The sequence below is a fragment of the Pseudomonas sp. A-R-19 genome, from assembly GCF_019956575.1.
In the GTDB taxonomy this organism is placed as follows: Bacteria; Pseudomonadota; Gammaproteobacteria; order Pseudomonadales; family Pseudomonadaceae; genus Aquipseudomonas.
On record NZ_JAHBDR010000072.1, the window covers coordinates 25,940 to 51,500 of the forward strand.

Below are 25,561 nucleotides of genomic sequence, written 5' to 3' on the forward strand. Positions count from 1 at the left end.
GCCAAACCGCCTCTTTCCACCTGCGTCACCTGAGGAAGGCTGGCGCATGACCAAGGGGTCGGGACGTTCTGCCTGATTCAGGGGCGGAGTGACCTACGGGTACAGGGAGTACCTGCGTGAGGGCCGGGTCAGGAAAAGCCGCTGCGCAAGTTCGCCGGACCGCCATGGCTCGACGGGCTTGCGAAGGGCTTGATTACGCAACACATTGAAATAGAGCACTCGCCTCGGTTTCATCAGTGTTCTCGCTTCCTTACCCTTGTTATGCCGAAAAATGCTTTTCCTGGTGTTTCACCAGTGACCGTATATCGAGAAAAATCACCTTTCTTTGGCCGCTATTTTTCGCTTCGTCCTGCGCGATTTTGCTGAAAAATCAACGCTCGGCCACTGCTCAAAAAACATTCAATCTGCTCTGTGATGGCCGGTTCACGGCACTTATGCCTGCCGAAATGTCGTATTCGAACCGGTTGGGACGCGCGTTTCGCTAAAAAAACCTCATGCCGATTCGGCATAGGGTAGGCGTTTACGGCATTAGACGGCGCTTCCTTGCATCGGAATAGTTGCGCCTTTTTTCGCCTGCCAGAGAGCCATAACCAAGCGCTCCGGGGCACCTTATACGGGGGCAGATGCACTAGACTTTTTCGCCATAAGCGTTCCAGTTCGCGCATCTCCCTGAGTCAAACGCAAGTAAGGGTAAAGATATGAAGAAGGCAAAGCTTAGCCTCGCCTGGCAGATCCTCATCGGTCTGGTATTGGGGATTGCAATCGGTGCGCTGCTCAACCATTTCAGTGCCGAAAAAGCCTGGTGGATCAGCAACGTCCTGCAACCGGCAGGCGATATCTTTATCCGTCTGATCAAGATGATCGTGATCCCGATCGTCATCTCCTCCCTGATCGTCGGCATTGCAGGCGTCGGTGACGCCAAGAAGCTTGGGCGCATCGGCCTCAAGACCATCATTTACTTCGAGATCGTCACCACCATCGCTATCGTGGTCGGTCTGCTGCTGGCCAACCTGTTCCATCCGGGTGCCGGCATCGACATGAGCACCCTGGGTACTGTGGACATTTCCAAGTACCAGGCCACGGCGGCCGAGGTTCAGCATGAACACGCGTTCATCGAAACCATCCTCAACCTGATCCCGTCGAACATCTTCGCGGCCATGGTTCGCGGCGAAATGCTGCCGATCATCTTCTTCTCTGTACTGTTCGGTCTCGGTTTGTCGAGCCTGCAGGCGGACCTGCGCGAACCGCTGGTGAAGATGTTCCAGGGCGTATCGGAAAGCATGTTCAAGGTCACTCACATGATCATGAACTACGCCCCGATCGGCGTGTTCGCACTGATCGCGGTGACCGTGGCCAACTTCGGCTTCGCGTCGCTGATACCGTTGGCCAAACTGGTGATCCTGGTTTACGTCGCCATCGCCTTCTTCGCTTTCGTGGTCCTGGGCCTGATCGCTCGTCTGTTCGGCTTCTCGGTGATCAAGCTGATGCGCATCTTCAAGGATGAGCTGGTACTGGCCTACTCCACCGCCAGTTCCGAAACCGTGCTGCCGCGCGTGATCGAGAAAATGGAAGCCTACGGTGCGCCGAAAGCCATTTGCAGCTTCGTGGTGCCAACCGGTTACTCGTTCAACCTCGACGGTTCGACCCTGTATCAAAGCATCGCGGCAATCTTTATTGCCCAGCTGTATGGCATCGACCTGTCGATCAGCCAGCAACTGCTGCTGGTGCTGACCCTGATGGTCACCTCCAAAGGCATCGCCGGCGTACCGGGCGTCTCCTTCGTGGTACTGCTGGCCACCCTCGGCAGCGTCGGTATTCCACTGGAAGGACTGGCGTTCATCGCCGGTGTCGACCGCGTCATGGACATGGCCCGTACCGCACTGAATGTGATCGGTAACGCCCTGGCTGTCCTGGTTATCGCTCGTTGGGAAGGCATGTACGACGACGCCAAGGGCCAGCGCTACTGGAACTCCCTGCCGCACTGGCGCAGCAAGGAAAAACTGCCGGCGGGTGAAGTTTCCAAGAGCTGATGCATTACCCCTTGTGGGAGCGGGCTTGCTCGCGAAGGCGTCATGTCAGCCGGTTCGATGCTGAATGACACACCGCATTCGCGAGCAAGCCCGCTCCCACATAGGAATTGTGCAGGCAGTAACAAACAAACCCCGGAGAAATCCGGGGTTTGTCGTTTCTGGCCACCCCGCTATCATTCGCGGATCTTTTGGGGGATTTGACTGATGCTCAATGGCCTGTGGCTTGGCTTTTTCATCGTGGCTGCCGTTTCGGCGCTGGCGCAGTGGCTGATCGGTGGTAACGCCGGGATATTCGCGGCGATGGTGGAGAGCATTTTCGCCATGGCCAAGCTGTCGGTCGAAGTCATGGTGCTGCTGTTCGGCACCCTCACCCTCTGGCTGGGTTTTCTGCGCATTGCCGAGAAAGCCGGGATCGTCGAATGGTTGGCCAAGGCCCTGGGGCCACTGTTTCTGCGCCTGATGCCAGAAGTCCCGGCGGGTCATCCGGCCATCGGCCTGATCACCCTGAACTTCGCCGCCAACGGCCTCGGTCTGGACAACGCCGCCACGCCGATCGGCCTCAAGGCCATGAAGGCGCTGCAGGAACTCAATCCCAGCGCCACCATCGCCAGCAACGCACAGATCCTGTTCCTGGTGCTCAACGCCTCTTCGCTGACCCTGCTGCCGGTGACGATCTTCATGTATCGCGCCCAGCAAGGCGCGCCGGACCCGACGCTGGTGTTCCTGCCGATCCTGCTGGCGACCAGTTGCTCGACCATTGTCGGCTTCCTGTCGGTGGCGTTCATGCAGCGCCTGCGCATCTGGGACCCCGTGGTGCTGGCCTACCTGATCCCCGGCGCCCTCGTCCTCGGTGGTTTCATGGCATTGCTGGCGACCCTTTCGGCGACCGCGCTGGCCGGGCTGTCATCGATCCTCGGCAACCTGACGCTGTTTGGCCTGATCATGCTGTTTTTACTGATCGGCGCGCTGCGCAAGGTGAAGGTCTACGAGGCCTTCGTCGAAGGCGCCAAAGAGGGTTTCGACGTCGCCAAAAATCTGCTGCCCTATCTGGTGGCGATGCTCTGCGCGGTGGGCGTTCTGCGAGCCTCCGGGGCGCTGGATTTCGGTCTGGACGGGATTCGTCATCTGGTGGCGTGGGCCGGTTGGGACACGCGCTTCGTCGATGCGCTGCCGACGGCGATGGTCAAGCCTTTCTCGGGTAGCGCCGCCCGGGCAATGCTGATTGAAACCATGAAGACCTCTGGCGTGGACAGCTTCCCGGCGCTGGTGGCGGCGACGGTCCAGGGCAGTACCGAAACGACGTTTTATGTCCTGGCGGTGTACTTCGGTGCCGTGGGCATCCAGCGCGCTCGCCATGCAGTCGGTTGTGCATTGCTGGCGGAGTTTGCCGGGGTACTGGGGGCAATCGGGGTTTGCTACTGGTTCTTTGGTTGATCGGCGCCATCAGCCAACGCTTTCAGTGCTGATTTGCGCTGGTCCATGGGTAATGCGCCAAGTTTCTCCACGGCCGCGTAAAACTGCGGCCAGTTGCCATCCATCTGCTGGAACAGCACGGAAAATGCCGGCACCCATTGATCGTACAAGCCAAACGGCAATAGCCGGGCATTGTTCATGGGGGCATGGATCCAGGCGTCGTAGCGTTTGTCTCCCGCCCACTGACGGTCGCGCATCTGCCGATAGTCGCTGCGCAAGCGCTCGAATTCGGCCACTTTGCGCTGGCGCATTTGCTCGGTTGGCAATGGCAAGGCGTAGAGCTTTTCCAGGCGGGCACGGGTTTCCAGCACCAGCTCGGTGAACTGGTCGCGCTGGCGCGCTGGCGCATTGTTATCCGGTGGCAGGTGGCGGTAGGCGCGCCATTGGCGAGTACCTTCCTGCTCGACGAAGGTGGCGAAGGATTCGTTGAACTCCGTGTCGTCCTTCACATAGAAACGCTGATGGGCCAACTCGTGAAAGATCAATGTGGCCAGTCGCTCATCCCCCCAGCCCATCATCGAACTGATGATCGGGTCGTTGAACCAGCCGAGTGTCGAATAGGCCTCGACTCCGCCAATCGACACGTCCATGCCCTGCAAGCGTTGCAATGCCGCTTCGCCGCGGGCTGCGCTCTGGCTGTAGTAACCACGGTAGGCCACGCAACCGGCAATGGGGAAGCAGTGGTTTACGGGCTTGAGGGAAAACTCTGGCGTGACGAAAACATTCCAGACCACGAAGGGGCGGCCAATGTCCGCGTACAAGCGGTAACTCTGGTTATCCGGCAGGCGCAATTGCTGGCTGGCGAACGCTCGGGCCTTTTGCGATTGCTCAAGGTGTGTGCGCAGGTTTTGGTCGCGCGTCGGGTCGGCAACCACGCTGGAAACCGGCTCCCTCGCCCGCAGCAACTGCAGTTGGCCACTGGCCAGTTGGTTGTAGTAGCTGACGCTGGCGCAACCGTTGAGCAACAAAAACAACACACCCGGAAACAAAACGCGAAAAACGCGATCAAGTAACCCAAGGCTAGGAAGCGGCCTGATCACAATAATTCTTCCTTGGAGAGTCTTTCCACAAGACTATCCCGCCAGACTGGAGCTCCGCTATGCGCACGATGATACTGACAGCAAGCCTGCTGTTGCTGACCGGCTGTGCCGGTTTCGGAATACCCCGCCATGATCCTGCGCAAGCCTGGATCGACCTGGACTCGAAGCAAGAAGATACCGCGTTGCAGGCACTGGAGGTCGATGACAAGGCCATCGACGATAAACGTTATTTCCAGGTCCAACCCGGAGGCCATGAGTTGACGGTCCGTTACCAGTTCTCGGTCCAGCCCACCAACATCGGCCCTGACGCCGAGCCGTTGTGGCGCGATTGCCAGTTGAACGTGAAATTCAACGACTTCAACGCGGGCGAGCGTTATGAGCTTCAGGCGGGGAACATCGGTTTTCGGCCTTGGGCGAAACTCTACGATCAACAGCGCAAAGTGATTGGCCAAGGCACGCCCGCGGGCTGTCAACACACCTGATCGGCGTTATGCTGGATGCACATCCCTTGGGACATCCATCATGCGCAGGTTGATGCTGTTACTCGCCGCCGGTGTTGTCGCGGGCTGCCAGAGCCCGATGCCGATACCTAATCCACAAATGGCCTGGGTCGAATTCTCTACGCCCTTCCCTAACGACAAATTGTTGATGGCCGAACGACTGGATAAACAACGCCTGCGTGACGGGCGTTTTTTCGAAGTCACGCCCGGTAGCCACGAGCTGATCGTCCGTTTCGACTTTGAAGTACCCGGTGGCGGATTGGGCATGATGAGCGGCCCCTCTGAACGGCTGTGCTACCTGACCATCAATTACGATCATTTCGAAGCCGGCCAGCGATATGTGCTCGAAGGCCGTTCCATTGCAATGGTCCCCGGTGCCCGGCTGTACAACGCCAAGCGCGAGATCCTCGCGGAAGATCGGGAATCCTACTGCCTGATGTGAGGTATCAGCGATCGTTCTTCTGGTAGATGATCTTCTTGGTGCCGTTTTCGCACGAGCCAACGACCATGTTCTGGTCGTGCACTTCGTCATTGCTGACGATTTCAAGTGTGTAGGAAGTGACGCCGCTGGCCTGGATCTTGGCTTCGATCTCGGCCTTGAGTTCTTCGCAGGGTTTTGGTGCCGCGAGGGCCGAAGTGGCCAGTGCGCAACAGATAACCGCCAGGGCAAAACGTTTCATGGTTGAAGCTCCTTTGAAGCAGCACATACAGTCATGGGTTTTCGCTGCTGTCATTTATTCGACCACAGTTTTAGCGGGCAAGTCTGTCGCGACGCAAAAAAGATCGCAGTCTTGAGAAATCTTTACCGAGTGATCCGGCAGGTTGCGCAGGGCTGCGATCTTTTGTTTTCAACGAAAATCTAGCTGACCAATGTTGCCTCCAGGCTGATCTTCGCATTCAGCACCTTGGATACCGGACAACCCTCTTTGGCCTTGTTGCTGAGTTCTTCGAACTTCGCCTGGGTTGCCCCGGGGATTTTCGCTTTCAGGATCAATTTCACTGCGGTGATCGCAAAGCCGCCGTCCACTTGATCCAGAGTGACTTCTGCCTGGGTATCGATGCTATCGGCCTTCAGGCCGGCATCACCGAGAATCATCGAAAACGCCATTGAGAAACAGCCGGCGTGGGCCGCGCCGATCAACTCTTCGGGGTTGGTGCCCCGGCCGCCTTCGAAGCGTGCCTTGAAACCGTAGGGCGCTTCCCGGAGTACGCCGGTTTCTGTGGAAATCGAGCCGATACCCGTTTTCAGATCACCTTCCCAATGGGCCGATGCTTTCTTCACGATAGCCATGCCTGTCTCCTCAAGAGCGACGCGAATCGTCGCGCCTTCGTGGTTTTTGATTGTCAGGGTTGTGAGGATAGACGGCGGGGCAAAGTTCACCTCGTCCGATCAATCTGCTTTTTTCGCGGGATTTTTTACCTGGCTATTGAATCTCGGGTATATGCCCACATTGCATGAACAGGCTTTTGGATTTGGCAGGTTTGCGTTCGCAAGAACAAACCTGCGCCCTCAATTGGAGAAGCAGGTTTATGAAACGACTGTCCGATATCAAGTTCTCGACCCTCGATCTGGTGCCTGTGCGCGAGAACGGCAGCGCGGCCCAGTCGCTGCGCAACTCGCTGGACCTGGCGCAGCACGTCGAGAAGTTCGGTTACAACCGCTTCTGGGTGGCTGAACACCACAACATGGACGGCATCGCCAGCTCCGCGACTTCTGTGCTGCTCGGTTACCTGGCCGGCGGTACGTCGACCATTCGAGTCGGTTCGGGCGGGGTGATGTTGCCCAACCACGCACCGCTGGTGATCGCCGAACAGTTCGGCACCCTGGAAAGCCTCTATCCGGGCCGGATCGACCTGGGCCTGGGACGCGCGCCCGGTTCCGATCAAATGACCGCACGTGCGTTGCGCCGTGAACGCTCCGGCAGCGCCGACGACTTCCCGGAAGATGTGGCGGAACTGGTGCGCTACCTCGGGCCACGGACCCCGGATCAACGCATCATCGCCATGCCGGGAACCGGGACCAATGTGCCGGTCTGGTTGTTGGGGTCGAGCCTGTTCAGCGCACAGCTGGCGGGCGAACGCGGTTTGCCCTACGCCTTCGCTTCGCATTTCGCGCCGCGCTTCATGCATGAAGCGATTCGGGTCTACCGCAATCACTTCAAGCCGTCAGCCGTTTTGGACAAACCCTACGTGATGCTCGGTGTGCCATTGGTGGCAGCCGATACCGATGAGCAGGCCGATTACCTGGCAACTTCGGTATTCCAGCGGATTCTCGCCCTGATGCGTGGCCAAAGCCTGGTACAGCGTCCGCCAGTGAAGACCATGGACGGCCTGTGGCTGCCCCATGAGAAAGAGGCCGTGCATGATTTTCTTGGCCTGGCCATGATCGGCAGCCCGCAGAAAATCCGCGCCAAGCTCGAGGTCCTGATCGAACAGACCCAGGCAGACGAGCTGATTTTCACCTGTGACCTGTACGAACATTCGGATCGCGTGCATTCCTACGAGCTGCTGGCGCAGGTCATGCGGGGCTGATACTTCACGGGAAACTGTAGGAGCCGGCTTGCCGGCGATGGGCTCAAGTGCGCCGCGTTTATCCAGATCATACGCGTTATCGTTAACGACCATCGCTGGCAAGCCAGCTCCTACCAGGGGTCGTGCCCGAGTCGACGATGAGGGGGCCTCCAAACCAGTGAAAGGCATAAAAAAGCCGGCGCCAGAGCGTCGGCTTTTTCATTCAGGCGAGAATCAGCCTATTTTTTATAGACGATCACTTTGGCGCCCGCTTCGCATTTACCAACGACTTTCCCGCCGGCAGCGGCACCTTTATTGACAATCTCCAGCGAATAACCGGAAACGCCCTTCGCATCAAGTTTCGCTGCGATTTCGGCTTTCAACTCTTCGCATGGCTTGCCACCCGCCAATGCGCTCCCCGCAATGCTCAACAAACCTACCGCCAACATAAACTTCTTCATCGGTTGCATTCCCTGGTCGGATCATAGGGGTAACCAGCCATCAGCCGGACGCACTCATGCAGCGTTTTGCCATTCCCTATGGCATTTGGCCGGCGTGCAAGTTCAGAAGACTAGCGCAAAGTCAGCTGCTGGCAATCCGGAATCCTACTTTCAAGGTAACTTGAAAGTGCGCAGCCTTGCCGTCCCTGATGTGCCCGCGGGTCTCGGTCACTTCAAACCATTCCATGTGCTTGATGCTTTTGCTGGCTTCGGCCAGCGCGTTGTTGATCGCATCTTCGATACTGCTGGTGGACGAGCCGATCAGCTCGACTTTCTTGTAGGTGTGATGGTCAGACATGGCGTTCTCCTTGGCGTATGAATTACAGCCTAGCAGTGATTTTTCCGATTTCTTCTGTTGGCCGTCCTCAGTGCGAAGTTCAGATTTTCTGCACTTTCTCGAACCCACGAAGTCCCAACCATCACACGCCACTCATCACTTATGCAGGAGAGCCACCATGGCCAACACTTCGTTACGCAAAGCCTCATTGCAAAGCATGGAAGCGGAGATCGAGAGTCTGCTCAAGTCTTTGGAAAACCTGAAGGACGACGCCTCGGACGAGTCGCGTAAAACCCTCAAGACCCTGAAAAGCAACGCCGAGAATGCCTTGAAGCACTCACGCCATCTGCTTGCCGATGCCTATGAAGAGGTCAAGGTGAAAACCCGCGAAACCGGGATTGCCACCCGGGACTACGCCCAGGAACACCCCTGGACAACAGCCGGTGTCGCCGTGGGCGCATTGGGCCTGCTGGCCGCTTATCTGTTGTGCAAGCGTGATTAATCCGCTCGCCGCAGCTCGTTCTTGAGCCACTGCGCCAGTTGCCGGGCGCGCCCGTCCGCGGCGCGCTTGGGTAGCCACAACGCCAGTTGTGCCGGGGTTTCACTGAAGCCCCAGGGTGCAACCAGGCGGCCAGCCTTCAAGTCTTCCGTCACCAGGGGTTCGGGCGCAATCGCCACACCCAGGCCCGCGACGGCGGCTTCGAGCAAATAATACAAATGTTCGAACCCCTGGCCGTACTTCAACGCCCTGGCGTCGAGGCCGCGAGGTTGCGCCCAGCTTGGCCAGGCTTGCGGGCGCGAGGTGGTGTGCAGCAAGGGTTCGCTCAGCAGTGCAGCGTCCGGTGCGTCCTTGAGCCGTTCATAGCCGGCGAACCGCGGGCTCAGGACCGGACCGATGCGCTCGCTGGCCAGCTCAAAAACCTGCATGTCCGCGGGCCAGGGTGGTTCGGCGAAAACCAGCAAGGCATCCAGCCCCGGCCTTCTTGGATCGAGGTCACCTTCTCCGGCTGACAGGTGCAGGCGCAAGTCCGGCAGGTCAGCGTTGAGCCTCCCCAGTCGCGGGATAAACCATCGCGCCAGCAGGCTTCCCGAACAACCGAGCACGAATGGTGCATCGGCCGTGCTTTGTGTGAGTTCGGCGCAAACGTTGCGCAGGCGCTCGAAGGCCTCGCTGCTGGCGTCACGCAGCCGCAACCCGGCATCTGTGAGTTTCAGGCCGCGCCCGTCCTTGATGAACAGGCTAACCCCCAGGTGCTCCTCCAGCACTTTCAATTGCCGGCTGACCGCGCCATGGGTGACGTGGAGCTGCTCGGCGGCCTGACTGACGCTGTTCAAGCGGGCAGTGGCTTCGAAGGCGCGAAGCGCGTTCAGCGGAGGAAGGTCATGGCTCATTTGATCTGTGAGTTTTCCTGACAGGTTGTGGCGATCTTATCGGTTTTCAGTTCGGGGCGTCAGGGGTAGAGTGAACCCCACTCTCTCTTTACGCACTACTTCATGCATTCAACTGGAGCGCCCCATGACCCAGACTAATCTGCGCAACGGCCCTGACGCCAACGGCCTGTTTGGCGCGTTCGGTGGCCGCTACGTTGCCGAAACCCTGATGCCGTTGATCCTCGACCTGGCCCGCGAATATGAACTGGCCAAGGAAGATCCTGCATTCAAGGAAGAACTGGCCTACTTCCAGCGCGACTACGTCGGACGTCCAAGCCCGCTGTACTTCGCCGAGCGTCTGACCGAGTTCTGTGGCGGCGCGAAGATCTACCTCAAGCGCGAAGAGCTGAACCACACCGGCGCGCACAAGATCAACAACTGCATCGGCCAGATCCTGCTGGCGCGGCGCATGGGCAAGAAACGCATCATCGCCGAGACTGGCGCCGGCATGCACGGTGTGGCCACGGCCACCGTCGCTGCGCGTTTCGGTCTGGATTGCGTGATCTACATGGGCACCACTGACATCGAACGTCAGCAGGCCAACGTGTTCCGCATGAAGTTGCTGGGCGCCGAGGTAATCCCGGTGGTAGCCGGCACCGGCACGCTGAAAGACGCGATGAACGAAGCCCTGCGTGACTGGGTAACCAACGTCGACAGCACCTTCTACCTGATCGGCACCGTGGCCGGTCCGCACCCTTACCCGGCGATGGTCCGCGACTTCCAGGCCGTGATCGGCAAGGAAACCCGTGAACAGCTGCAAGCCCAGGAAGGTCGTCTGCCAGACAGCCTGGTGGCGTGCATTGGCGGTGGTTCCAACGCCATGGGCCTGTTCCACCCGTTCCTCGACGACAAGAGTGTCGAGATCATCGGCGTTGAAGCCGCCGGCTACGGCATCGAGACCGGCAAGCATGCGGCCAGCCTGAATGGCGGCGTTCCAGGCGTGCTGCACGGCAACCGCACCTTCCTGCTGCAGGACGACGATGGCCAGATCATCGACGCCCACTCGATCTCCGCTGGCCTGGACTACCCGGGCATCGGCCCGGAACACGCCTGGTTGCATGACATCGGCCGTGTTCAGTACACCTCTGTGACCGACGACGAAGCCCTCGCTGCATTCCACCAGTGCTGCCGCCTGGAAGGGATCATCCCTGCCCTGGAAAGCGCCCATGCCCTGGCTGAGGTGTTCAAGCGCGCACCGAGCCTGCCAAAAGATCACTTGATGGTGGTCAACCTGTCCGGCCGTGGCGACAAAGACATGCAGACCGTGATGCACCACATGGAAAACTCTCTACAAGAGCCAGCAAAGCAGGAGAAACACTGATGAGCCGCCTGCAAACGCGTTTTGCCGAACTCAAGGAACAGAACCGCGCCGCCCTGGTGACCTTCGTGACCGCCGGTGACCCTGGCTACGACACGTCCCTGGCAATCCTCAAGGGCTTGCCGGCGGCTGGTGCCGACGTGATCGAACTGGGCATGCCCTTCACCGACCCGATGGCTGACGGCCCGGCCATCCAGCTCGCCAACATCCGTGCGCTGGGTGCCAAGCAGAACCTGGCGAAAACCCTGCAAATGGTTCGCGAGTTCCGCCAGGACAACAACGAAACGCCGCTGGTGCTGATGGGGTACTTCAACCCGATCCACATGTACGGTGTGCCGCGCTTCATCGCCGAAGCCAAGGAGGCCGGTGTTGATGGCCTGATCGTGGTCGACCTGCCGCCTGAACATAACGGCGAGCTGTGCGATCCGGCGCAGGCAGCGGGCCTGGACTTCATTCGCCTGACCACGCCAACCACCGACGACGTGCGCCTGCCAACCGTCCTCAACGGCAGCTCCGGCTTCGTCTACTACGTCTCGGTGGCCGGTGTGACCGGCGCCGGCGCCGCCACGCTGGAACACGTCGAGGAAGCGGTCGCCCGTCTGCGTCGCCATACCGACCTGCCGATCAGCATCGGTTTTGGTATCCGCACTCCGGAACAGGCGGCGTCCATCGCGCGTCTGGCCGATGGTGTTGTGGTGGGCTCGGCGTTGATCGATCACATCGCCAATGCGACCTCCCCGGAACAAGCCGTGGATGGCGTGCTGAGCCTGTGCTCGGCGTTGGCCGATGGCGTGCGTAAAGCCCGCGTCAGCTGAAGGTAAAGTTCCTGATACAGAGGAATTAGAGCCTCGCGGCACAGACTAAACAGCAAGACCGAGGGCTTCAGGACTACGTTCTGAAGCCCTTTTTGCTGTGTGTGTTGTGAGGAAAGACCAGATGAAAATGTCGAAACGCCTGATTGCCAGCGTCGGTGTGCTGCTGCTCGGAGCGACCCTGCATGCCAATGCCGATCAACACGACGATCACGGCCATTACGATAACCATGGTGACTATCACGGCGATGATCACCGGGGGCCACAGGACAACCATCGTGGCGGGCCTCCACCACGGGACTTCGCTCCTGTTCGCCAGACGATCCACGACAATCACGGTTATTTCGTCCGCGGCGCACCGCCACCGCCGGGTGTCATCGTGGTGCGTGGCAGGCCGTTGCCTCGTGGCTATTACGGCGAACGGCTGGATAACCGTGCGTTGAGCCGGTTGCCGTATTACCCGGGCTACGAATGGCGCCGTGCGGGCGCGGACGTTGTGCTGATCGCGGCGGGAACCGGGATTGTCTATGAGGTCTTGCAGGGGGTTCTGTACTGACGGGCCAGTCAGTGGGCTGAACACTGAATCCCTGTAGGAGCGGGCTTGCTCGCGAATAGGCCATCAGCTTCAACATCGATGTTGACTGATACACCGCTTTCGCGAGCAAGCCCGCTCCCACAGGTTATGGATCAGGGCAGCTCTAACCCGCCGGCTGCCTTGTGCAGTTTGCGCAGGTGCTCACCAATCTGTTTCATGTTGGCCTCGTTGGCGGCCATTTCGGCGGCACGGCTCGGATCGAGCAACGCCCTCACTTCCTTGTCCAGATCCCCGGACAGCGCCAGGAGCTGTTGCTGGCGCTGGCTGCTTTCCGCTTCCAGATGCTTCCACTCGCTCACCTGCGGCAAGCCATAACCGTTAGTGCCCAGCAGTTCCGCCGGACGGCTGAGGAAGCCACTGTTGGCGAGAATGTCCTTGAGCGTCTCGTTGGCCTTGTCCATGCCGCCATTCTTCAGCTCTCGGGCGCCCAGGTATCGCTGTTTCACTTCATCCTGAGCCAGCAGCAGCTGCCGACGGAAGCTCGCTTGTTCCAGCAGAAGCAACGCCGCACTGGTGCGCAAATCGGCCTGGTCGAACCATTGCCGACGCTCCGCGGCTTTCAAGTCGAGCCAGTCTTCAACGTTTTCCTGTTTGACCGGCAAGTGCTTTTTCAGCACTTCAAACATGGCCTGATAGCGATCGCGGAAGGAGTCGAAGCGGTAGCCCAGTCGCAGCGCTTCCTTGGGATCATCCAGCACGCTGGTATCCGCCAGGCCTCGGCCCTTGAGCACTTCCAGCAAACCGTTGGGCATGATGTTGTCGAGTCCAACCAATTGCGGGTTGTTGGTCCCGCCGCGCAGCAGTTTCAGTTCTTCCACCGCGCAGTTGTTGGACAGGAAGAAGTAGTTGCCGTCGTAACTCCAGTGCATCTCGGCGGCACGTCCCACCATCTCCTCAATCTCTGTGCGCGAGAGGTTCAGCGGTACAGAGGCGAGGCTGCGCAGCTCAGTCTTGGTGTATTCGTCGATGACCTGGGACAGCGGCAGGATAAACAGCCGAGACGGGTATTTGCCGACCAGGCCATCCCAGCTCGACAGTTGTACGTCGCCGACGAAGGCGCGGTACGACAGCACCAGGTGCTGGTCCAGGTCCAGGCGACAATCCGGGCCACGGGGACGGCCCGGTGCGCAGATCACCAGGCGCAACATGCTGTGGCCCCAGCGGCTGAACAGGTTCTGGTTGGCCTCGGCGAGCAGGTAGTCGACGGCATAGACCCGTTCCGGATCGATCTGGGCCAAAGGTGTCTTGGCGAAGTCGTTGCCGGCATTCAGGAAGGCGAAGGTCTTGCTGCAGGAGTCCTTGGCGGCGGGCGCCCAGCCGAAATGTTCCTTGTAGTAGCGGTACAGCGCAGGGCGACGGCAAGCGTAGCTCGGGTCGAGGAGGAAGTACTCCATGTTGACCGCGACGAATTCCTTTGGGCTGCTGGTCTCGTAGATATCCGGACTACGGGCAATCTGGCGATTGTGCTGTTCGCGCTCACCGCGACGGCCTACGTATTGTTGCCAGCCGGCGAGGTCGAGCAGGCGCGGATCGTCACTGAGGGTAAACCGCCGATCGGACTGGCCCCGACATTGATCGGGAATGCCCACCAGCCCCGAGCTGTTGCTGCGCCGGGTGCAGCTCTGAATCAGCTTGCGCTCGGCATCCTGCCACAGGCGCGAGCGGTCGTAGATGTGAGTCAGTTCGTGCAACACAGTGGCCAGCATTTCCCGGCGAACGGTGCCATGGGGGCGATGGGTTTTTTTGCTCGCGGCGCTGCCATCGGTGAGTCCGGCGAGCAGGTTGCGGTTCAGATCGAGCTCGGACACCAATGATGCCTGGCCGTAGGCATTGCGCGGCATGTCATCGGTCCAGCCGACGACGATACGTCGGTCCAACTGCTCGATGAAGCGTGGCGGCAGCGCCTGCATGGCTTCATCGAGCAGGGCCTGGCTGGCTTGCTGTTGCGCGGGAGTCAGGCCTTCGGTCTTGAGCTGTAATTGAAGGCCTGCGTGGGCCGTGTTGCCAAGCAGCAACAGGGCTCCGGCCAGCAGCCAGGCGCCTGGACGCCTCACAGTGCGAGGATGGCTTCGGCGAGATCCTGATCACTGGCGTCGCGGGCTTCCGGCACGCGGGTGCGCAGCAAGTCGAAAGCGGATTCCAGGTGAGCGCCACGAATGTCGCCATTGCTGGCAACGAAACTGGCGGCGTCGTCCTGAGCTTCGCGCACGATTTTCGAGTCGCGGATGGACGTGGTGGTGTCGGACGTGAAATCGAGGGTGCGCTGGGTAGCACGGATCAGAATGTTACTGGTGGCAACCAGAGTATGTGCCTGGGTCACATCAGCCAACAGCAGCAGGCCTAAGGTGGCGGCAATCAGCGGATTACGCATGGAACGACTCCAGAGAAACAGGGATAACTATTGGACGAGAATTGCTTGTGCCAGTTCAAGGTCGCTGGCATGAAGTTTTGCGTGGGTTCGGCGCAGATACCGCAGGGCCGACTCCAGCCGTGCGCCTCGCAACTGGCCGTCACTGGCAATGAATGCCGCGGCGTCATCATGGGCGGCGAGCAGTAGTTTATGGTCGAAGGGGGCGGAGGTCACGAGGCTTGTGGCGTAACCACTGGCAACGGTGCCTTGGGTGGACAGGTTGAAGGCGTCAAAAGCGTGGGCCGATCCGCAGTAACCAAGGGCGAGAAAGACTGGAGTGATCAAGAGGCTGGAAGGAAAACGCATGAGACTCGACAGTTGAAAATGAGTCCCAAGGCTAGCGCAAGGGCCGGTCTAGAGCCAGCGCTGAAACATTGGGACACGCCTGGCGTGCCCCATGTCTGTATAGCCGATTAGATCGTCAGGATCGCCTGGGCCAGCTGTGCGTCTGTTGCACTCAGTTGCGGCGCCTTGTGGCGAATGTGGTCGAGGGCGCTTTCCAGCTTCACACCGCGGATGGAGCCTTCGGTAGCGACGAAGCTGGCGGCGTCGTCACGGGCGGCGAGGACGATCTTGTCATCCTTGAACGACGACGAGACGATGTTGGTGGTCGCATCAGACGTGGCTTTGAGCGCGTTGACAACCGCATCCGTGGTCACGATGAAGCTGGTGGCTTGGGCACTGGCAGCCACGGCAAACAGGGCCGCAGCGCTAAGCAGGCGAAGTCGGGACATGGGGTAACTCCTTTGGGTAGACCAATTGAAATATGGCGCAGTGTCTGCAAAGTCAGACGCCAGGCACTCGGCGTTCGCCACGTTCTGGAGTGATATTAGGCCTGTATGTGTCAGTTCGAACAGTCCCGACCCTGCAAGCAGGAAGTCAGCGCCAGAACGGTTTGTCCAATTCATTGCTACGGTCGGCGTGGCTGATACCCAGATCCGCTAGCTGACGATCATCGAGTTGAGCCAGCAAGCGTCGCGTTCTCGCCCTTTCCAGGCCAGCGAAGAGTCCCTTCGGCAGCCCTCGAAGCCAGCGCAGGCAAGGTCTCGCTTGAGCTGAAGGAATGGAACAATCCTGTAGGTTTTTCATGGCACGGTCCCTGTCCGATAAGTGAAGAGCTCCATGCTGACACCCGCCGAATATCTGTTACAGACACACTGCAGTGATATTGTACTCATCCAGTTTGCATATTGTGCAAACTGTACTGGTATCGAGATTCCCCTACTGTAAGTGCAGAATCGACAGGCCAAAACGACAAAACCCGTCGTGGTTTCCCACGACGGGTTTTGTTTTTTCAATTCGGGTTGCTGGCGGTGGACCTTAAGGTCAGAGCCAGCGACGCTAACTTAGCGCCAGAACGGCTTGCTCAGCTCTTCGTAGCGTTGTGCTTCGCTAATCCCGGCGTCAGCCAGCAGACGCGAATCCAAGCGAGCCAATTGATGGCGGCTGGTGATGCGGCGCTGCCACAGCATCAGGTTGGCGATAACGCGCAGAGGCAGGGAAGCCTGGGTTTTTGCAGCAGTGTCTTCGAAGAACAGATCGGAACTGAGTGTACGTTCCATGGTGGTCATCCTTCCGCTTGTGGCGGGATTAGGTAGTGGTTTAACTGGTGCCCATGATCCTCTTGTTTGCCTAGCCTCTGTAGATACAGTTCATCTGTATTGTGAGAGCTCAGTTAACTGTTTATAGGGGGTGTACTGGTCGAAATTGAGGCAACTGTACTTGTCTGCACTATTTAAGTGCAAAAATGCAGTTTTGGCTCGATTTGGTGGGAGTTTCCCGTAGGAAATGACCAGTACAGCAGTACAGTTTTTTTCATATCGCGAGAAGGGCAAGAGCAAGCTGACGAAACTGTGTTTGCGCCAGCTGCTTTCTGTACCAATTACTTCTTCAGCATTTGCCCGGTTTCTTCCAGGTTTATGTGCCAGCTGAGGGCGTCACGCAGGATGTGTGGGGTGTGTCCGCCGATGGCGCATGCGGCAGTGAAGTAATCATTCAGCGCCTGGCGGTAATCCGGGTGCACGCACTTGTCGATGATGATCCGGGCGCGCTCCCGCGGCGCCAGGCCTCGCAAGTCTGCCAGGCCCACTTCGGTCACGAGGATGTCGACGTCATGTTCGGTGTGGTCAACATGGCTGACCATCGGCACCACGCTGGAGATCGCACCGCCCTTGGCGATCGACTTGGTCACGAACACGGACAGGTGCGCGTTGCGCGCGAAGTCGCCCGAGCCACCGATGCCGTTCATCATCCGCGTGCCGCAGACGTGAGTGGAGTTGACGTTGCCATAGATGTCGAACTCCAGGGCGGTGTTGATGCCGATGATGCCCAGGCGACGCACGACTTCAGGGTGGTTGGAAATCTCCTGCGGGCGCAGAACCAGCTTGTCCTTGTAGCGCTCCAGATTGCCGAACACATCGGCATTACGCCGGCTCGACAGGGTGATCGAGCTGCCGGAAGCAAAGCTCAGCTTGCCAGCGTCGATCAGGTCGAAGGTCGAGTCTTGCAGCACCTCGGAATACATCGTCAGGTCTTCGAACGGCGAGTCGATCAGGCCACACATCACCGAGTTGGCGATGGTACCGATACCGGCTTGCAGCGGGCCGAGCTTGTTGGTCATGCGCCCGGCTGCCACTTCCTGCTTGAAGAAGTCGATCAGGTGGTCGGCAATGGCCTGGGTCTCGGCGTCCGGTGCCAGCACCGTGGAGGGGGAGTCAGCCTGGTTGGTGACCACGATGGCGACGATTTTTTCCGCTGGAATCGGGATGGCGGTGCTGCCGATGCGGTCATCCACCTTGACCAATGGAATCGGGGTTCGGGTTGGACGATAGGTCGGAATGTAGATGTCGTGCAAACCTTCGAGGTTCGGGTTGTGCGCCATGTTGATCTCGACGATCACGTGCTTGGCGAAAATCGCGAAGCTGGCCGAGTTGCCTACCGAGGTGGTTGGCACGATATGCCCTTGCTCGGTGATCGCGACGGCTTCAATCACGGCAATGTCCGGCAGTTTCAATTGCTGGTTGCGCAATTGCTCCACGGTTTCCGACAAGTGCTGGTCGATGAACATGACTTCACCGGCGTTGATCGCCTTGCGCAGGGTGCTGTCGACCTGAAACGGCATGCGTCGCGACAGCACGCCAGCTTCGGTCAGCTGCTTGTCGAGGTCGTTGCCCAGGCTTGCGCCAGTCATCAGGCTGATCTTCAGCGGCGTGACCTTGGCGCGTTCGGCCAGCGCCTGGGGAACGGCCTTGGCTTCGCCAGCGCGAGTAAAACCACTCATGCCGACGGTCATGCCGTCTTCAATCATGGCGGCGGCGTCGGCAGCGCTCATCACTTTGTCCAACAACGAAGGCAGGCGAATACGGTCACGGTACATGGATTGTTATCTCGGGCAACAGGTAGCAGGACGTGCAGTCTAGTGAATTGCGCCGGCTTCTGTCCCGCTACCAAGGTCGCAATCGAGGCGTCTATTCCGGGCCTTTCAAGCAAAACACCGTTACCGGATCGGTAACAAAAGAATAGTTTGTCCGACGATTTTCGCAAACAAAAACGCCCCGACGAGTCGGGGCGTTCTGTGTGCCGCAGAGGGTTAGTCGACGGCTTTGACCATGTCCTCGATGACCTTTTTAGCGTCACCGAACACCATCATGGTTTTGTCCAGGTAGAACAGTTCGTTGTCCAGCCCGGCATAGCCGCTGGCCATCGAGCGCTTGTTGACGATGATGGTCTTGGCCTTGAACGCTTCGAGGATAGGCATGCCGGCAATCGGCGATTTCGGATCGTTCTTCGCGGCCGGGTTGACCACGTCGTTGGCACCCAACACCAGCACCACGTCGGCCTGGCCGAACTCGGAGTTGATGTCTTCCATCTCGAACACCTGGTCGTAAGGCACTTCGGCCTCGGCCAGCAATACGTTCATATGGCCCGGCATACGACCGGCCACCGGGTGGATCGCGTACTTCACGGTGACGCCGCGATGGGTCAGCTTCTCGGTCAGTTCCTTCAGCGCATGCTGCGCCCGTGCGACCGCCAGGCCATAGCCCGGAACGATGATCACGGTGTCGGCGTTGGTCAGCAGGAAGGTCGCATCGTCAGCCGAACCGGATTTCACCGGGCGGGCTTCCTTGGCGCCTGCAGGGCCTGCGTCGGCTGTATTGCCGAAACCGCCGAGCAGTACATTAAAGAAGGAGCGGTTCATCGCCTTGCACATGATGTACGAGAGGATCGCACCGCTTGAGCCTACCAGCGAACCGGCGATGATCAGCATCGAGTTGTTCAGCGAGAAGCCGATACCCGCTGCCGCCCAGCCGGAGTAGCTGTTGAGCATCGACACGACCACTGGCATGTCCGCGCCACCGATCGGGATGATGATCAGCACACCCATGATGAAGGCCAGGGCCAGCATCAAGGCGAAGGCGTTGAGGTCGCCGGTCAGCATGAAGGTGATGCCCAGCGCCAGTGTGGCCACGCCCAGCAACAGGTTCAGTTTGTGTTGGCCGGTGAACTGTACCGGTGCGCCCTGGAACAGGCGGAACTTGTACTTGCCCGACAGCTTGCCGAAGGCGATGACCGAACCGGAGAAGGTGATCGCACCAATGGCGGCACCGAGGAACAGTTCCAGGCGGTTACCGGCCGGGATCGCATCACCCAGTTGCGCAACGATACCCAGCGACTGCGGCTCGACGACCGCCGCGATGGCGATGAACACCGCGGCCAGGCCGATCATGCTGTGCATGAAGGCGACCAGTTCGGGCATCTTGGTCATTTCAACGCGTTTGGCCATGATCGAACCGGCGGTGCCGCCGATCAGCAGGCCGACGATCACGTAGACGATACCGTCGTGGGCAAGTTCGGCACCCAACTTGTAGATCAGGCCGACCGTGGTGAGAATCGCCAGGCCCATGCCGAGCATGCCGAACAGGTTGCCGCGACGCGACGTGGTGGGGTGCGAAAGGCCCTTGAGCGCCTGGATGAAGCAGACCGAGGCGATCAAATACAGGGAAGTAACCAGGTTCATGCTCATGCTTGCTGCACCTCAGCCTTGACTGCTTCGGCCTTGGCAGCCGGAGCCTTGGCAGCTTTCTTCTTGAACATTTCCAGCATGCGCCGGGTCACCAGGAAGCCACCAAACACGTTGACGGCGGCCAGGGCCACGGCCAGGGTGCCCATGGTCTTGCCCAACGGGGTCACGGTGAGGGCGGCGGCGAGCATGGCGCCGACGATCACAATGGCGGAAATGGCGTTGGTCACCGCCATCAGTGGCGTGTGCAGTGCAGGTGTCACGTTCCAGACCACGTGGTAGCCAACATAGATGGCCAGCACGAAGATGATCAGGTTGTAGATACCGTGAGAGATCAGCATGTCTTCCATTGTTTTTATCCTCAGCCGTTCTTGCGCACGATCTGGCCGTCGCGGCACATCAGGCACGCGGCGACGATGTCGTCTTCAAGGTTGATCACCAGTTGTCCTTCTTTATCGAACAACAGTTTCATGAAGTCCAGCAGGTTGCGGGCATACAGCGCCGAAGCGTCAGCCGCCACGGCGCCGGCCAGGTTGGTCGGGCCAACGATGGTAACGCCATTTTCGACGACCACCTGATCGGCCACGGTCAGCGGGCAGTTGCCGCCCTGGGCGGCCGCGAGGTCGATGACCACCGAGCCCGGCTTCATCTGGGCCACGGTTTCCGCGCTGAGCAGCGTCGGTGCCTTGCGGCCGGGAATCAGCGCGGTGGTGATGACGATGTCAGCCTGTTTGGCGCGCTCGTGCACGGCCAGGGCCTGACGCTGCATCCAACTGGCCGGCATCGGGCGGGCGTAACCGCCGACACCGACGGCGCATTCACGCTCTTCATCTGTCTCGTAAGGCACGTCGACGAACTTGGCGCCGAGGGATTCGATCTGCTCTTTTACCGCAGGACGCACGTCAGACGCTTCGATCACCGCACCCAGGCGTTTCGCCGTAGCGATGGCCTGCAAACCGGCCACGCCAGCGCCGAGAATCAGCACGCGAGCGGCCTTTACGGTACCAGCAGCGGTCATCAGCATCGGCATGAAGCGCGGGTAGTAGTGCGCGGCCAGCAACACGGCTTTATAGCCGGCGATGTTGGCTTGCGACGACAGCACGTCCAGGCTCTGCGCACGGGAAGTGCGGGGGGCGGCTTCCAGGGCGAAGGCGGTAATGCCGCACTCGGCCATTTTGGCGATGGTTTCATTGCTGAACGGGTTGAGCATCCCCACCACAACGGTGCCGCTTTTAATCAGCGCCAGCTCGCTGTCGCTGGGGGCGACCACCTTCAAAACCAGCTCTGCGCCAAACGCGTCATTGGCGCTGCCAATGGTTGCGCCTGCCGCTTCATAGGCACTGTCGACAACGCTGGCATTAATGCCGGCGCCGCTTTGTACAGTGACCTTATGGCCCTGGCCGATCAGCTTCTTGATGGTTTCCGGGGTTGCAGCAACCCGTGTTTCACCGGTCTGGGTTTCGAGAGGAACACCAATGTGCACGTCAAATCTCCTGCGTGATCTTATTGAGTAAACCCATGCACTACGGATGGTGCGGCTGGGGCGGCCGATCAGCACGATCCCGCCAAATCAGGGCGGGGCGCGGCATTTTGCAGGCGAACTTTGTGCCCTTCAAGGGATTATGACGGGTGACGGAAAATTAACTACAAGTCACCCCGTGACCGAATGTCGCAACCAACCGGCTCAATCCCTTGCGGACCGTGCTTTACAAGGATTCTGGCCGAAATTGAAGAATTTACACATCGGCCGTATGAATGATGCGGCATCGCTTCGAAATAGTGGCGCAAAGCCGCGTGGTCAGGCGCTTGTGGTACGTTTGTACGGCTTCTCGATACAGTTTGTCGCTATGCGACAAATACTTATATCTGTAGGGCTTATTTTTTGCTGACTACGAGGTCAAGTAATGGCGGTGAGCCTTTATCCCTCTAGGCTGTAGCTGTGCGCCTGATTTACCAGCCAGTCACGAAATGCCCTTAAAGACGCGGATTCAACCTTTCGCTCGGGAATCATCAGGTAATAAGCCTTGATGCTGGACAGTGCTTGCGGGTTGGCGATCACCAGGCGTTTTTCTTTGAGCTCCCTTTGAATCAGGAACGGCGGTATCAGGGCAATGCCCATGTCGTGCATGGCTGCTTGGGCGAGCATTGAGAATAGCTCGTAGCGTGGGCCTGTCATGTCTCTGGGTACGTTCAGGTGTTGGGAGTCGAACCATTGGCGCCAGGCATAAGGGCGAGTGGTTTGTTGCAGAAGGGGTAAATCGGCGATTTCACCGGGCGTCAGACTGCTCTTGTTTCCGAGCAGGTTGGGGCTGCAAACGGGCATCGGATTTTCACCCATCAGCCTGTGGGACTCTGTGCCCGACCAATCCGCATCACCGAAGTAGATGGCGGCATCAAAATCAGTGTCGGCGAACAGGAACGGGCGCGTGCGGTTGGTCAGGTTGACCGTCACTTCCGGATGCTTTTGCTGGAAGTCCTTGAGTCGCGGCAGCAGCCATTGGGTGCCGAAGGTCGGAACTACGGCCAACTCGATCACGTTGGCGCCCTGCTGGCCCATGACCGACAAGGTGTCTCGCTCGACCGCGTCGAGCTGAGTGGCGACCCGACGGCTGTAGGAAAGCCCGGCCTCCGTCAGCTTCACTCCGCGCCGCGAGCGTCGGAACAGTTCTACGCCGAGGAACTCTTCAAGGCTGGCGATCTGTCGGCATATCGCCCCTTGGGTCAGCGACAGTTCCTGGGCGGCCTTGGTAAAGCTCTCGTGGCGCGCCGCTGCCTCGAAGCTGATCAGGGCGGTGGTACTGGGTATCTTCCTGCGCATGTACGTCAACCTCACTAATACATCGCATAAAAGCTCTTCTGCGACGTTTCGGAGTGAGAAATTAGCACAACAGTATGCGAAATCCTCGTTTGCCGTAACGCCGAACCGGGCCTAGGATCAGTCCACGTTATTTGACCCGATTCGAGAGGACACACTCATGGGCGGTAAAGCTAGCTTCAACTGGATCGATCCCCTGCTGCTGGATCAACAGCTCACTGAAGAGGAGCGCATGATTCGCGACACGGCTGCGCAGTTCGCTCAGCAGAGCCTTGCGCCGCGCATTCTTGAAGCTTTCCGCCATGAGAAGACCGATCCGGCGATCTTCCGCGAAATGGGCGAAGTGGGTCTGTTGGGTGCAACCATCCCCGAGCAGTACGGTGGCAGTGGCCTGAACTACGTCAGCTACGGCCTGATTGCCCGTGAAGTCGAACGTATCGACTCCGGCTATCGCTCGATGATGAGCGTGCAGTCCTCGCTGGTAATGGTGCCAATCAATGAATTCGGCACCGAAGCGCAGAAGCAGAAGTACCTGCCGAAACTGGCCTCGGGCGAGTGGATCGGTTGCTTCGGTCTGACCGAGCCTAACCACGGTTCCGACCCAGGCGCGATGATCAGTCGTGCGCGCAAAGTCGAAGGCGGCTACAGCCTCACTGGCAGCAAGATGTGGATCACCAACAGCCCCATCGCCGATGTGTTCGTGGTCTGGGCCAAGGACGATGCCGGCGACATCCGCGGCTTCGTTCTGGAGAAAGGCTGGAAAGGCCTGAGCGCTCCGGCGATTCACGGCAAGGTTGGCCTGCGGGCATCGATCACCGGTGAAGTCGTCATGGACAACGTGTTCGTGCCGGAAGAGAACATCTTCCCGGATGTGCGCGGCCTCAAAGGTCCTTTCACTTGCCTCAACTCGGCGCGTTACGGCATCTCCTGGGGGGCGCTGGGTGCAGCCGAGTTCTGCTGGCACACCGCTCGCCAGTACGCCCTGGATCGTCAACAGTTCGGTCGTCCATTGGCCGCCACTCAGTTGATCCAGAAGAAGCTGGCCGACATGCAGACCGAAATTACCATGGCGCTGCAAGGTTGCCTGCGTCTGGGTCGTATGAAGGATGAAGGTACTGCGGCGGTCGAAATCACTTCGATGATGAAGCGCAACTCGTGCGGCAAGTCCCTGGACATCGCGCGCATGGCTCGCGATATGTTGGGCGGCAACGGCATCTCCGATGAGTTCGGTGTCGCTCGCCACCTGGTGAACCTCGAAGTGGTGAATACCTATGAAGGTACACACGACGTCCACGCACTGATCCTCGGTCGCGCGCAAACCGGCATCCAGGCGTTCTATTAATAGGAGAACGTCCATGGGCGCGCTTTCGCATCTGCGGGTACTGGATTTATCGCGGGTACTGGCCGGGCCTTGGGCCGGGCAGATCCTGGCCGATCTTGGGGCCGAAGTGATCAAGGTCGAGCGCCCCGGTAACGGCGATGACACGCGCGCCTGGGGGCCGCCGTTCCTTAAAGACGCTTATGGCGAGAACACCAGCGAGGCCGCCTACTACTTGTCGGCCAATCGCAACAAGCAGTCAGTCACCATCGACTTCACTCGCCCTGAGGGGCAGAAGCTGGTGCGTGAGCTGGCGGCCAAGTCGGACATCCTGATCGAGAACTTCAAGGTCGGCGGTCTGGCGGCTTATGGCCTGGACTACGAATCGTTGAAGGCGATCAATCCGGATCTGATCTATTGCTCGATCACCGGGTTCGGCCAGACCGGTCCATACGCCAAGCGTGCGGGTTATGACTTCATGATCCAGGGGCTGGGCGGCCTCATGAGCCTGACTGGGCGACCTGAAGGCGAAGAAGGCGCGGGGCCGGTGAAGGTTGGCGTGGCGCTGACGGACATCCTGACCGGGCTGTATTCGACGGTCGCGATCCTGGCTGCGCTTGCGCATCGGGAGCACGACGGCGGTGGTCAGCATATCGACATGGCTCTGCTGGATGTGCAGGTGGCTTGCCTGGCCAACCAGGCGATGAACTACCTGACGACAGGCAATGCGCCTAAACGCCTGGGTAATGCTCATCCGAACATCGTGCCCTATCAGGATTTTCCTACGGCGGATGGTGATTTCATCCTTACCGTCGGGAACGATGGGCAGTTCCGCAAGTTCGCGGAAGTGGCCGGGCAGCCGCACTGGGCGGACGATCCGCGTTTTGCCACCAACAAGCTGCGGGTGGCAAACAGGGCTGTACTGATTCCGCTGATCCGCCAGGCTACGGTGTTCAAGACCACTGCTGAATGGGTGGCGCAGCTGGAGCAGGCTGGCGTGCCTTGCGGGCCTATCAATGACGTGGCGCAGATGTTTGCCGATCCTCAGGTGAAGGCGCGCGGCTTGGCTATCGAGCTGCCACATGCGCTGGCTGGCATGGTGCCTCAGGTGGCGAGCCCGATTCGCCTGTCGGAGACGCCGGTGGAGTACCGTTTTGCACCTCCTCTGCTGGGTGAGCACACGCTGGAGGTTTTGCAGCGGGTGTTGGGCCTGGATGCCGGGATGGTGTCCGCATTCAAGGCTTCGGGCGTTCTCTGATAGGTCTCTTCTATATAGAGGAGTGTTTCGGCTCCTCTATATAGGCTCCCTTTGGTGTGTTTTGCTGCTTTCTGCAGCTTATTGATAGAAAACCTAAATCAGTGCTTGACGGCAGATTTCAGATCTCTATAATTCGCCCCACTTCCGGCGCAGTCGAAACGGAAAACTCCTTGGTAAACAACGAGTTACGCAGTTTTCGGCAGCAGGTTGCTTCAGTTCATCGAAGCCAAAAGGAAGTTGAAAAAGAGGTGTT

At 59.2% G+C, this 25,561-nt stretch carries 28 protein-coding genes; 11 read left to right on the plus strand and 17 right to left on the minus strand.

The window, feature by feature from the left end:
* Positions 1-698: 698 nt before the first annotated feature.
* On the plus strand, positions 699-2,030 hold the full coding sequence (gltP, locus tag KGA88_RS21155) for a glutamate/aspartate:proton symporter GltP (protein WP_110662245.1): 1,332 nt from the start codon (positions 699-701) through the stop codon (positions 2,028-2,030).
* A 204-nt stretch (positions 2,031-2,234) separates the two neighbouring features.
* Positions 2,235-3,464 (plus strand): nucleoside recognition domain-containing protein, encoded by a 1,230-nt coding sequence (locus tag KGA88_RS21160; protein ID WP_223594096.1) that lies wholly within the window; start codon positions 2,235-2,237, stop codon positions 3,462-3,464.
* Here the strand turns inward: KGA88_RS21160 and KGA88_RS21165 are convergent.
* A complete protein-coding gene (locus KGA88_RS21165; protein ID WP_223594097.1) occupies positions 3,446-4,543 on the minus strand; it encodes an aminopeptidase in 1,098 nt (365 codons plus the stop codon). The genes KGA88_RS21160 and KGA88_RS21165 overlap by 19 nt on opposite strands.
* Positions 4,544-4,602: 59 nt before the next feature.
* On the opposite strand from KGA88_RS21165, the gene KGA88_RS21170 reads away from it, so the two are divergent.
* Positions 4,603-5,025: a hypothetical protein gene (locus KGA88_RS21170; RefSeq protein WP_223594098.1), complete on the plus strand. Its 423-nt coding sequence runs from the start codon at positions 4,603-4,605 to the stop codon at positions 5,023-5,025.
* Between the two features lie 40 nt (positions 5,026-5,065).
* Positions 5,066-5,485, plus strand: a complete 420-nt coding sequence (locus KGA88_RS21175) for a hypothetical protein (RefSeq protein ID WP_223594099.1) — start codon at positions 5,066-5,068, stop codon at positions 5,483-5,485.
* A gap of 4 nt (positions 5,486-5,489) precedes the next feature.
* On the opposite strand, the gene KGA88_RS21180 is transcribed toward KGA88_RS21175, so the two are convergent.
* On the minus strand, positions 5,490-5,723 hold the full coding sequence (locus tag KGA88_RS21180) for a DUF1161 domain-containing protein (protein WP_223594100.1): 234 nt from the start codon (positions 5,721-5,723) through the stop codon (positions 5,490-5,492).
* A gap of 179 nt (positions 5,724-5,902) precedes the next feature.
* The gene (locus KGA88_RS21185; protein ID WP_223594101.1) at positions 5,903-6,334 is read right to left on the minus strand and encodes an OsmC family protein; all 432 of its coding nucleotides are present in this window, start codon (positions 6,332-6,334) and stop codon (positions 5,903-5,905) included.
* 239 nt (positions 6,335-6,573) lie between these two features.
* Here KGA88_RS21185 and KGA88_RS21190 point away from each other — a divergent pair, with 239 nt between their 5' ends.
* A complete protein-coding gene (locus KGA88_RS21190) occupies positions 6,574-7,575 on the plus strand; it encodes an LLM class flavin-dependent oxidoreductase (protein ID WP_110660971.1) in 1,002 nt (333 codons plus the stop codon).
* Positions 7,576-7,793: 218 nt separating this feature from the next.
* Here the strand turns inward: KGA88_RS21190 and KGA88_RS21195 are convergent, their stop codons facing one another.
* Both KGA88_RS21195 and KGA88_RS21200 read right to left on the minus strand, forming a co-directional pair.
* Entirely contained in the window at positions 7,794-8,015 is a 222-nt protein-coding gene (locus KGA88_RS21195; protein ID WP_110660972.1) for a DUF1161 domain-containing protein, read from the minus strand.
* Positions 8,016-8,136: 121 nt separating this feature from the next.
* A complete protein-coding gene (locus KGA88_RS21200; RefSeq protein WP_110660973.1) occupies positions 8,137-8,352 on the minus strand; it encodes a dodecin in 216 nt (71 codons plus the stop codon).
* 157 nt (positions 8,353-8,509) lie between these two features.
* Here KGA88_RS21200 and KGA88_RS21205 point away from each other — a divergent pair, with 157 nt between their 5' ends.
* A complete protein-coding gene (locus KGA88_RS21205) occupies positions 8,510-8,833 on the plus strand; it encodes a YqjD family protein (protein WP_104450433.1) in 324 nt (107 codons plus the stop codon).
* Here KGA88_RS21205 and KGA88_RS21210 read toward each other — a convergent pair.
* Positions 8,830-9,723, minus strand: a complete 894-nt coding sequence (locus tag KGA88_RS21210; RefSeq protein WP_110660974.1) for a LysR family transcriptional regulator — start codon at positions 9,721-9,723, stop codon at positions 8,830-8,832. The genes KGA88_RS21205 and KGA88_RS21210 overlap by 4 nt on opposite strands.
* Before the next feature lie 124 nt (positions 9,724-9,847).
* Between KGA88_RS21210 and trpB the strand changes: the two genes are divergently transcribed.
* The 3 genes from trpB to KGA88_RS21225 all read left to right on the plus strand — a co-directional run bounded on the left by trpB (position 9,848) and on the right by KGA88_RS21225 (position 12,448).
* On the plus strand, positions 9,848-11,083 hold the full coding sequence (gene trpB / locus KGA88_RS21215; protein ID WP_110660975.1) for a tryptophan synthase subunit beta: 1,236 nt from the start codon (positions 9,848-9,850) through the stop codon (positions 11,081-11,083).
* Positions 11,083-11,895 (plus strand): tryptophan synthase subunit alpha, encoded by an 813-nt coding sequence (gene trpA, locus KGA88_RS21220; protein WP_090452353.1) that lies wholly within the window; start codon positions 11,083-11,085, stop codon positions 11,893-11,895. The genes trpB and trpA overlap by 1 nt, the downstream gene beginning before the upstream one ends.
* Before the next feature lie 121 nt (positions 11,896-12,016).
* Positions 12,017-12,448 carry an anti-virulence regulator CigR family protein gene (locus KGA88_RS21225; RefSeq protein WP_110660976.1) on the plus strand — a complete coding sequence of 144 codons (432 nt, stop codon included), beginning with the start codon at positions 12,017-12,019 and terminating at the stop codon, positions 12,446-12,448.
* A 131-nt stretch (positions 12,449-12,579) separates the two neighbouring features.
* On the opposite strand, the gene KGA88_RS21230 is transcribed toward KGA88_RS21225, so the two are convergent.
* The 11 genes from KGA88_RS21230 to KGA88_RS21280 all read right to left on the minus strand — a co-directional run bounded on the left by KGA88_RS21230 (position 12,580) and on the right by KGA88_RS21280 (position 22,735).
* Positions 12,580-14,541: a DUF4105 domain-containing protein gene (locus KGA88_RS21230; protein ID WP_223594103.1), complete on the minus strand. Its 1,962-nt coding sequence runs from the start codon at positions 14,539-14,541 to the stop codon at positions 12,580-12,582.
* On the minus strand, positions 14,538-14,858 hold the full coding sequence (locus KGA88_RS21235) for a DUF2388 domain-containing protein (RefSeq protein ID WP_103397965.1): 321 nt from the start codon (positions 14,856-14,858) through the stop codon (positions 14,538-14,540). The genes KGA88_RS21230 and KGA88_RS21235 overlap by 4 nt, the downstream gene beginning before the upstream one ends.
* Before the next feature lie 27 nt (positions 14,859-14,885).
* Positions 14,886-15,203: a DUF2388 domain-containing protein gene (locus tag KGA88_RS21240; protein ID WP_223594107.1), complete on the minus strand. Its 318-nt coding sequence runs from the start codon at positions 15,201-15,203 to the stop codon at positions 14,886-14,888.
* 107 nt (positions 15,204-15,310) lie between these two features.
* Entirely contained in the window at positions 15,311-15,631 is a 321-nt protein-coding gene (locus tag KGA88_RS21245; RefSeq protein ID WP_103397967.1) for a DUF2388 domain-containing protein, read from the minus strand.
* A gap of 145 nt (positions 15,632-15,776) precedes the next feature.
* Complete coding sequence (locus KGA88_RS21250) at positions 15,777-15,986, minus strand: DUF1127 domain-containing protein (protein ID WP_110659812.1); 210 nt, start codon at positions 15,984-15,986, stop codon at positions 15,777-15,779.
* A gap of 257 nt (positions 15,987-16,243) precedes the next feature.
* Positions 16,244-16,459: a DUF1127 domain-containing protein gene (locus tag KGA88_RS21255; protein WP_007969750.1), complete on the minus strand. Its 216-nt coding sequence runs from the start codon at positions 16,457-16,459 to the stop codon at positions 16,244-16,246.
* A gap of 320 nt (positions 16,460-16,779) precedes the next feature.
* Positions 16,780-18,273 (minus strand): acetyl-CoA hydrolase/transferase family protein, encoded by a 1,494-nt coding sequence (locus KGA88_RS21260; RefSeq protein ID WP_110659813.1) that lies wholly within the window; start codon positions 18,271-18,273, stop codon positions 16,780-16,782.
* Positions 18,274-18,486: 213 nt separating this feature from the next.
* Positions 18,487-19,920, minus strand: coding sequence for an NAD(P)(+) transhydrogenase (Re/Si-specific) subunit beta (locus KGA88_RS21265; protein ID WP_110659814.1), 1,434 nt, complete (start codon positions 19,918-19,920; stop codon positions 18,487-18,489).
* Positions 19,917-20,267: an NAD(P) transhydrogenase subunit alpha gene (locus KGA88_RS21270; RefSeq protein WP_053152987.1), complete on the minus strand. Its 351-nt coding sequence runs from the start codon at positions 20,265-20,267 to the stop codon at positions 19,917-19,919. The genes KGA88_RS21265 and KGA88_RS21270 overlap by 4 nt, the downstream gene beginning before the upstream one ends.
* Positions 20,268-20,278: 11 nt before the next feature.
* Complete coding sequence (locus tag KGA88_RS21275) at positions 20,279-21,400, minus strand: Re/Si-specific NAD(P)(+) transhydrogenase subunit alpha (protein ID WP_110659815.1); 1,122 nt, start codon at positions 21,398-21,400, stop codon at positions 20,279-20,281.
* 435 nt (positions 21,401-21,835) lie between these two features.
* On the minus strand, positions 21,836-22,735 hold the full coding sequence (locus KGA88_RS21280) for a LysR family transcriptional regulator (RefSeq protein ID WP_223594108.1): 900 nt from the start codon (positions 22,733-22,735) through the stop codon (positions 21,836-21,838).
* Positions 22,736-22,892: 157 nt separating this feature from the next.
* Between KGA88_RS21280 and KGA88_RS21285 the strand changes: the two genes are divergently transcribed.
* Positions 22,893-24,074 carry an acyl-CoA dehydrogenase gene (locus KGA88_RS21285; RefSeq protein ID WP_223594109.1) on the plus strand — a complete coding sequence of 394 codons (1,182 nt, stop codon included), beginning with the start codon at positions 22,893-22,895 and terminating at the stop codon, positions 24,072-24,074.
* 13 nt (positions 24,075-24,087) lie between these two features.
* Positions 24,088-25,308: a CaiB/BaiF CoA transferase family protein gene (locus KGA88_RS21290; RefSeq protein ID WP_110659818.1), complete on the plus strand. Its 1,221-nt coding sequence runs from the start codon at positions 24,088-24,090 to the stop codon at positions 25,306-25,308.
* Positions 25,309-25,561: the final 253 nt, after the last annotated feature.

What these genes read in the sequence shown, in the direction of transcription:
- KGA88_RS21170 (WP_223594098.1), top strand. Translation starts at nt 4,603, where the DNA reads ATGCGCACGATGATACTGACAGCAAGCCTGCTGTTGCTGACCGGCTGT.
- KGA88_RS21245 (WP_103397967.1), bottom strand. Translation starts at nt 15,631, where the DNA reads ATGTCCCGACTTCGCCTGCTTAGCGCTGCGGCCCTGTTTGCCGTGGCT.
- trpB (WP_110660975.1), top strand. Translation starts at nt 9,848, where the DNA reads ATGACCCAGACTAATCTGCGCAACGGCCCTGACGCCAACGGCCTGTTT.
- KGA88_RS21185 (WP_223594101.1), bottom strand. Translation starts at nt 6,334, where the DNA reads ATGGCTATCGTGAAGAAAGCATCGGCCCATTGGGAAGGTGATCTGAAA.
- KGA88_RS21240 (WP_223594107.1), bottom strand. Translation starts at nt 15,203, where the DNA reads ATGCGTTTTCCTTCCAGCCTCTTGATCACTCCAGTCTTTCTCGCCCTT.
- KGA88_RS21200 (WP_110660973.1), bottom strand. Translation starts at nt 8,352, where the DNA reads ATGTCTGACCATCACACCTACAAGAAAGTCGAGCTGATCGGCTCGTCC.
- KGA88_RS21250 (WP_110659812.1), bottom strand. Translation starts at nt 15,986, where the DNA reads ATGAAAAACCTACAGGATTGTTCCATTCCTTCAGCTCAAGCGAGACCT.
- KGA88_RS21285 (WP_223594109.1), top strand. Translation starts at nt 22,893, where the DNA reads ATGGGCGGTAAAGCTAGCTTCAACTGGATCGATCCCCTGCTGCTGGAT.
- KGA88_RS21175 (WP_223594099.1), top strand. Translation starts at nt 5,066, where the DNA reads ATGCGCAGGTTGATGCTGTTACTCGCCGCCGGTGTTGTCGCGGGCTGC.
- KGA88_RS21225 (WP_110660976.1), top strand. Translation starts at nt 12,017, where the DNA reads ATGAAAATGTCGAAACGCCTGATTGCCAGCGTCGGTGTGCTGCTGCTC.
- KGA88_RS21210 (WP_110660974.1), bottom strand. Translation starts at nt 9,723, where the DNA reads ATGAGCCATGACCTTCCTCCGCTGAACGCGCTTCGCGCCTTCGAAGCC.
- KGA88_RS21160 (WP_223594096.1), top strand. Translation starts at nt 2,235, where the DNA reads ATGCTCAATGGCCTGTGGCTTGGCTTTTTCATCGTGGCTGCCGTTTCG.
- KGA88_RS21180 (WP_223594100.1), bottom strand. Translation starts at nt 5,723, where the DNA reads ATGAAACGTTTTGCCCTGGCGGTTATCTGTTGCGCACTGGCCACTTCG.
- KGA88_RS21205 (WP_104450433.1), top strand. Translation starts at nt 8,510, where the DNA reads ATGGCCAACACTTCGTTACGCAAAGCCTCATTGCAAAGCATGGAAGCG.
- KGA88_RS21195 (WP_110660972.1), bottom strand. Translation starts at nt 8,015, where the DNA reads ATGAAGAAGTTTATGTTGGCGGTAGGTTTGTTGAGCATTGCGGGGAGC.
- KGA88_RS21235 (WP_103397965.1), bottom strand. Translation starts at nt 14,858, where the DNA reads ATGCGTAATCCGCTGATTGCCGCCACCTTAGGCCTGCTGCTGTTGGCT.
- KGA88_RS21190 (WP_110660971.1), top strand. Translation starts at nt 6,574, where the DNA reads ATGAAACGACTGTCCGATATCAAGTTCTCGACCCTCGATCTGGTGCCT.
- KGA88_RS21265 (WP_110659814.1), bottom strand. Translation starts at nt 19,920, where the DNA reads ATGAGCATGAACCTGGTTACTTCCCTGTATTTGATCGCCTCGGTCTGC.
- KGA88_RS21280 (WP_223594108.1), bottom strand. Translation starts at nt 22,735, where the DNA reads ATGCGCAGGAAGATACCCAGTACCACCGCCCTGATCAGCTTCGAGGCA.
- KGA88_RS21260 (WP_110659813.1), bottom strand. Translation starts at nt 18,273, where the DNA reads ATGTACCGTGACCGTATTCGCCTGCCTTCGTTGTTGGACAAAGTGATG.
- KGA88_RS21270 (WP_053152987.1), bottom strand. Translation starts at nt 20,267, where the DNA reads ATGGAAGACATGCTGATCTCTCACGGTATCTACAACCTGATCATCTTC.
- trpA (WP_090452353.1), top strand. Translation starts at nt 11,083, where the DNA reads ATGAGCCGCCTGCAAACGCGTTTTGCCGAACTCAAGGAACAGAACCGC.
- KGA88_RS21255 (WP_007969750.1), bottom strand. Translation starts at nt 16,459, where the DNA reads ATGGAACGTACACTCAGTTCCGATCTGTTCTTCGAAGACACTGCTGCA.
- KGA88_RS21290 (WP_110659818.1), top strand. Translation starts at nt 24,088, where the DNA reads ATGGGCGCGCTTTCGCATCTGCGGGTACTGGATTTATCGCGGGTACTG.
- gltP (WP_110662245.1), top strand. Translation starts at nt 699, where the DNA reads ATGAAGAAGGCAAAGCTTAGCCTCGCCTGGCAGATCCTCATCGGTCTG.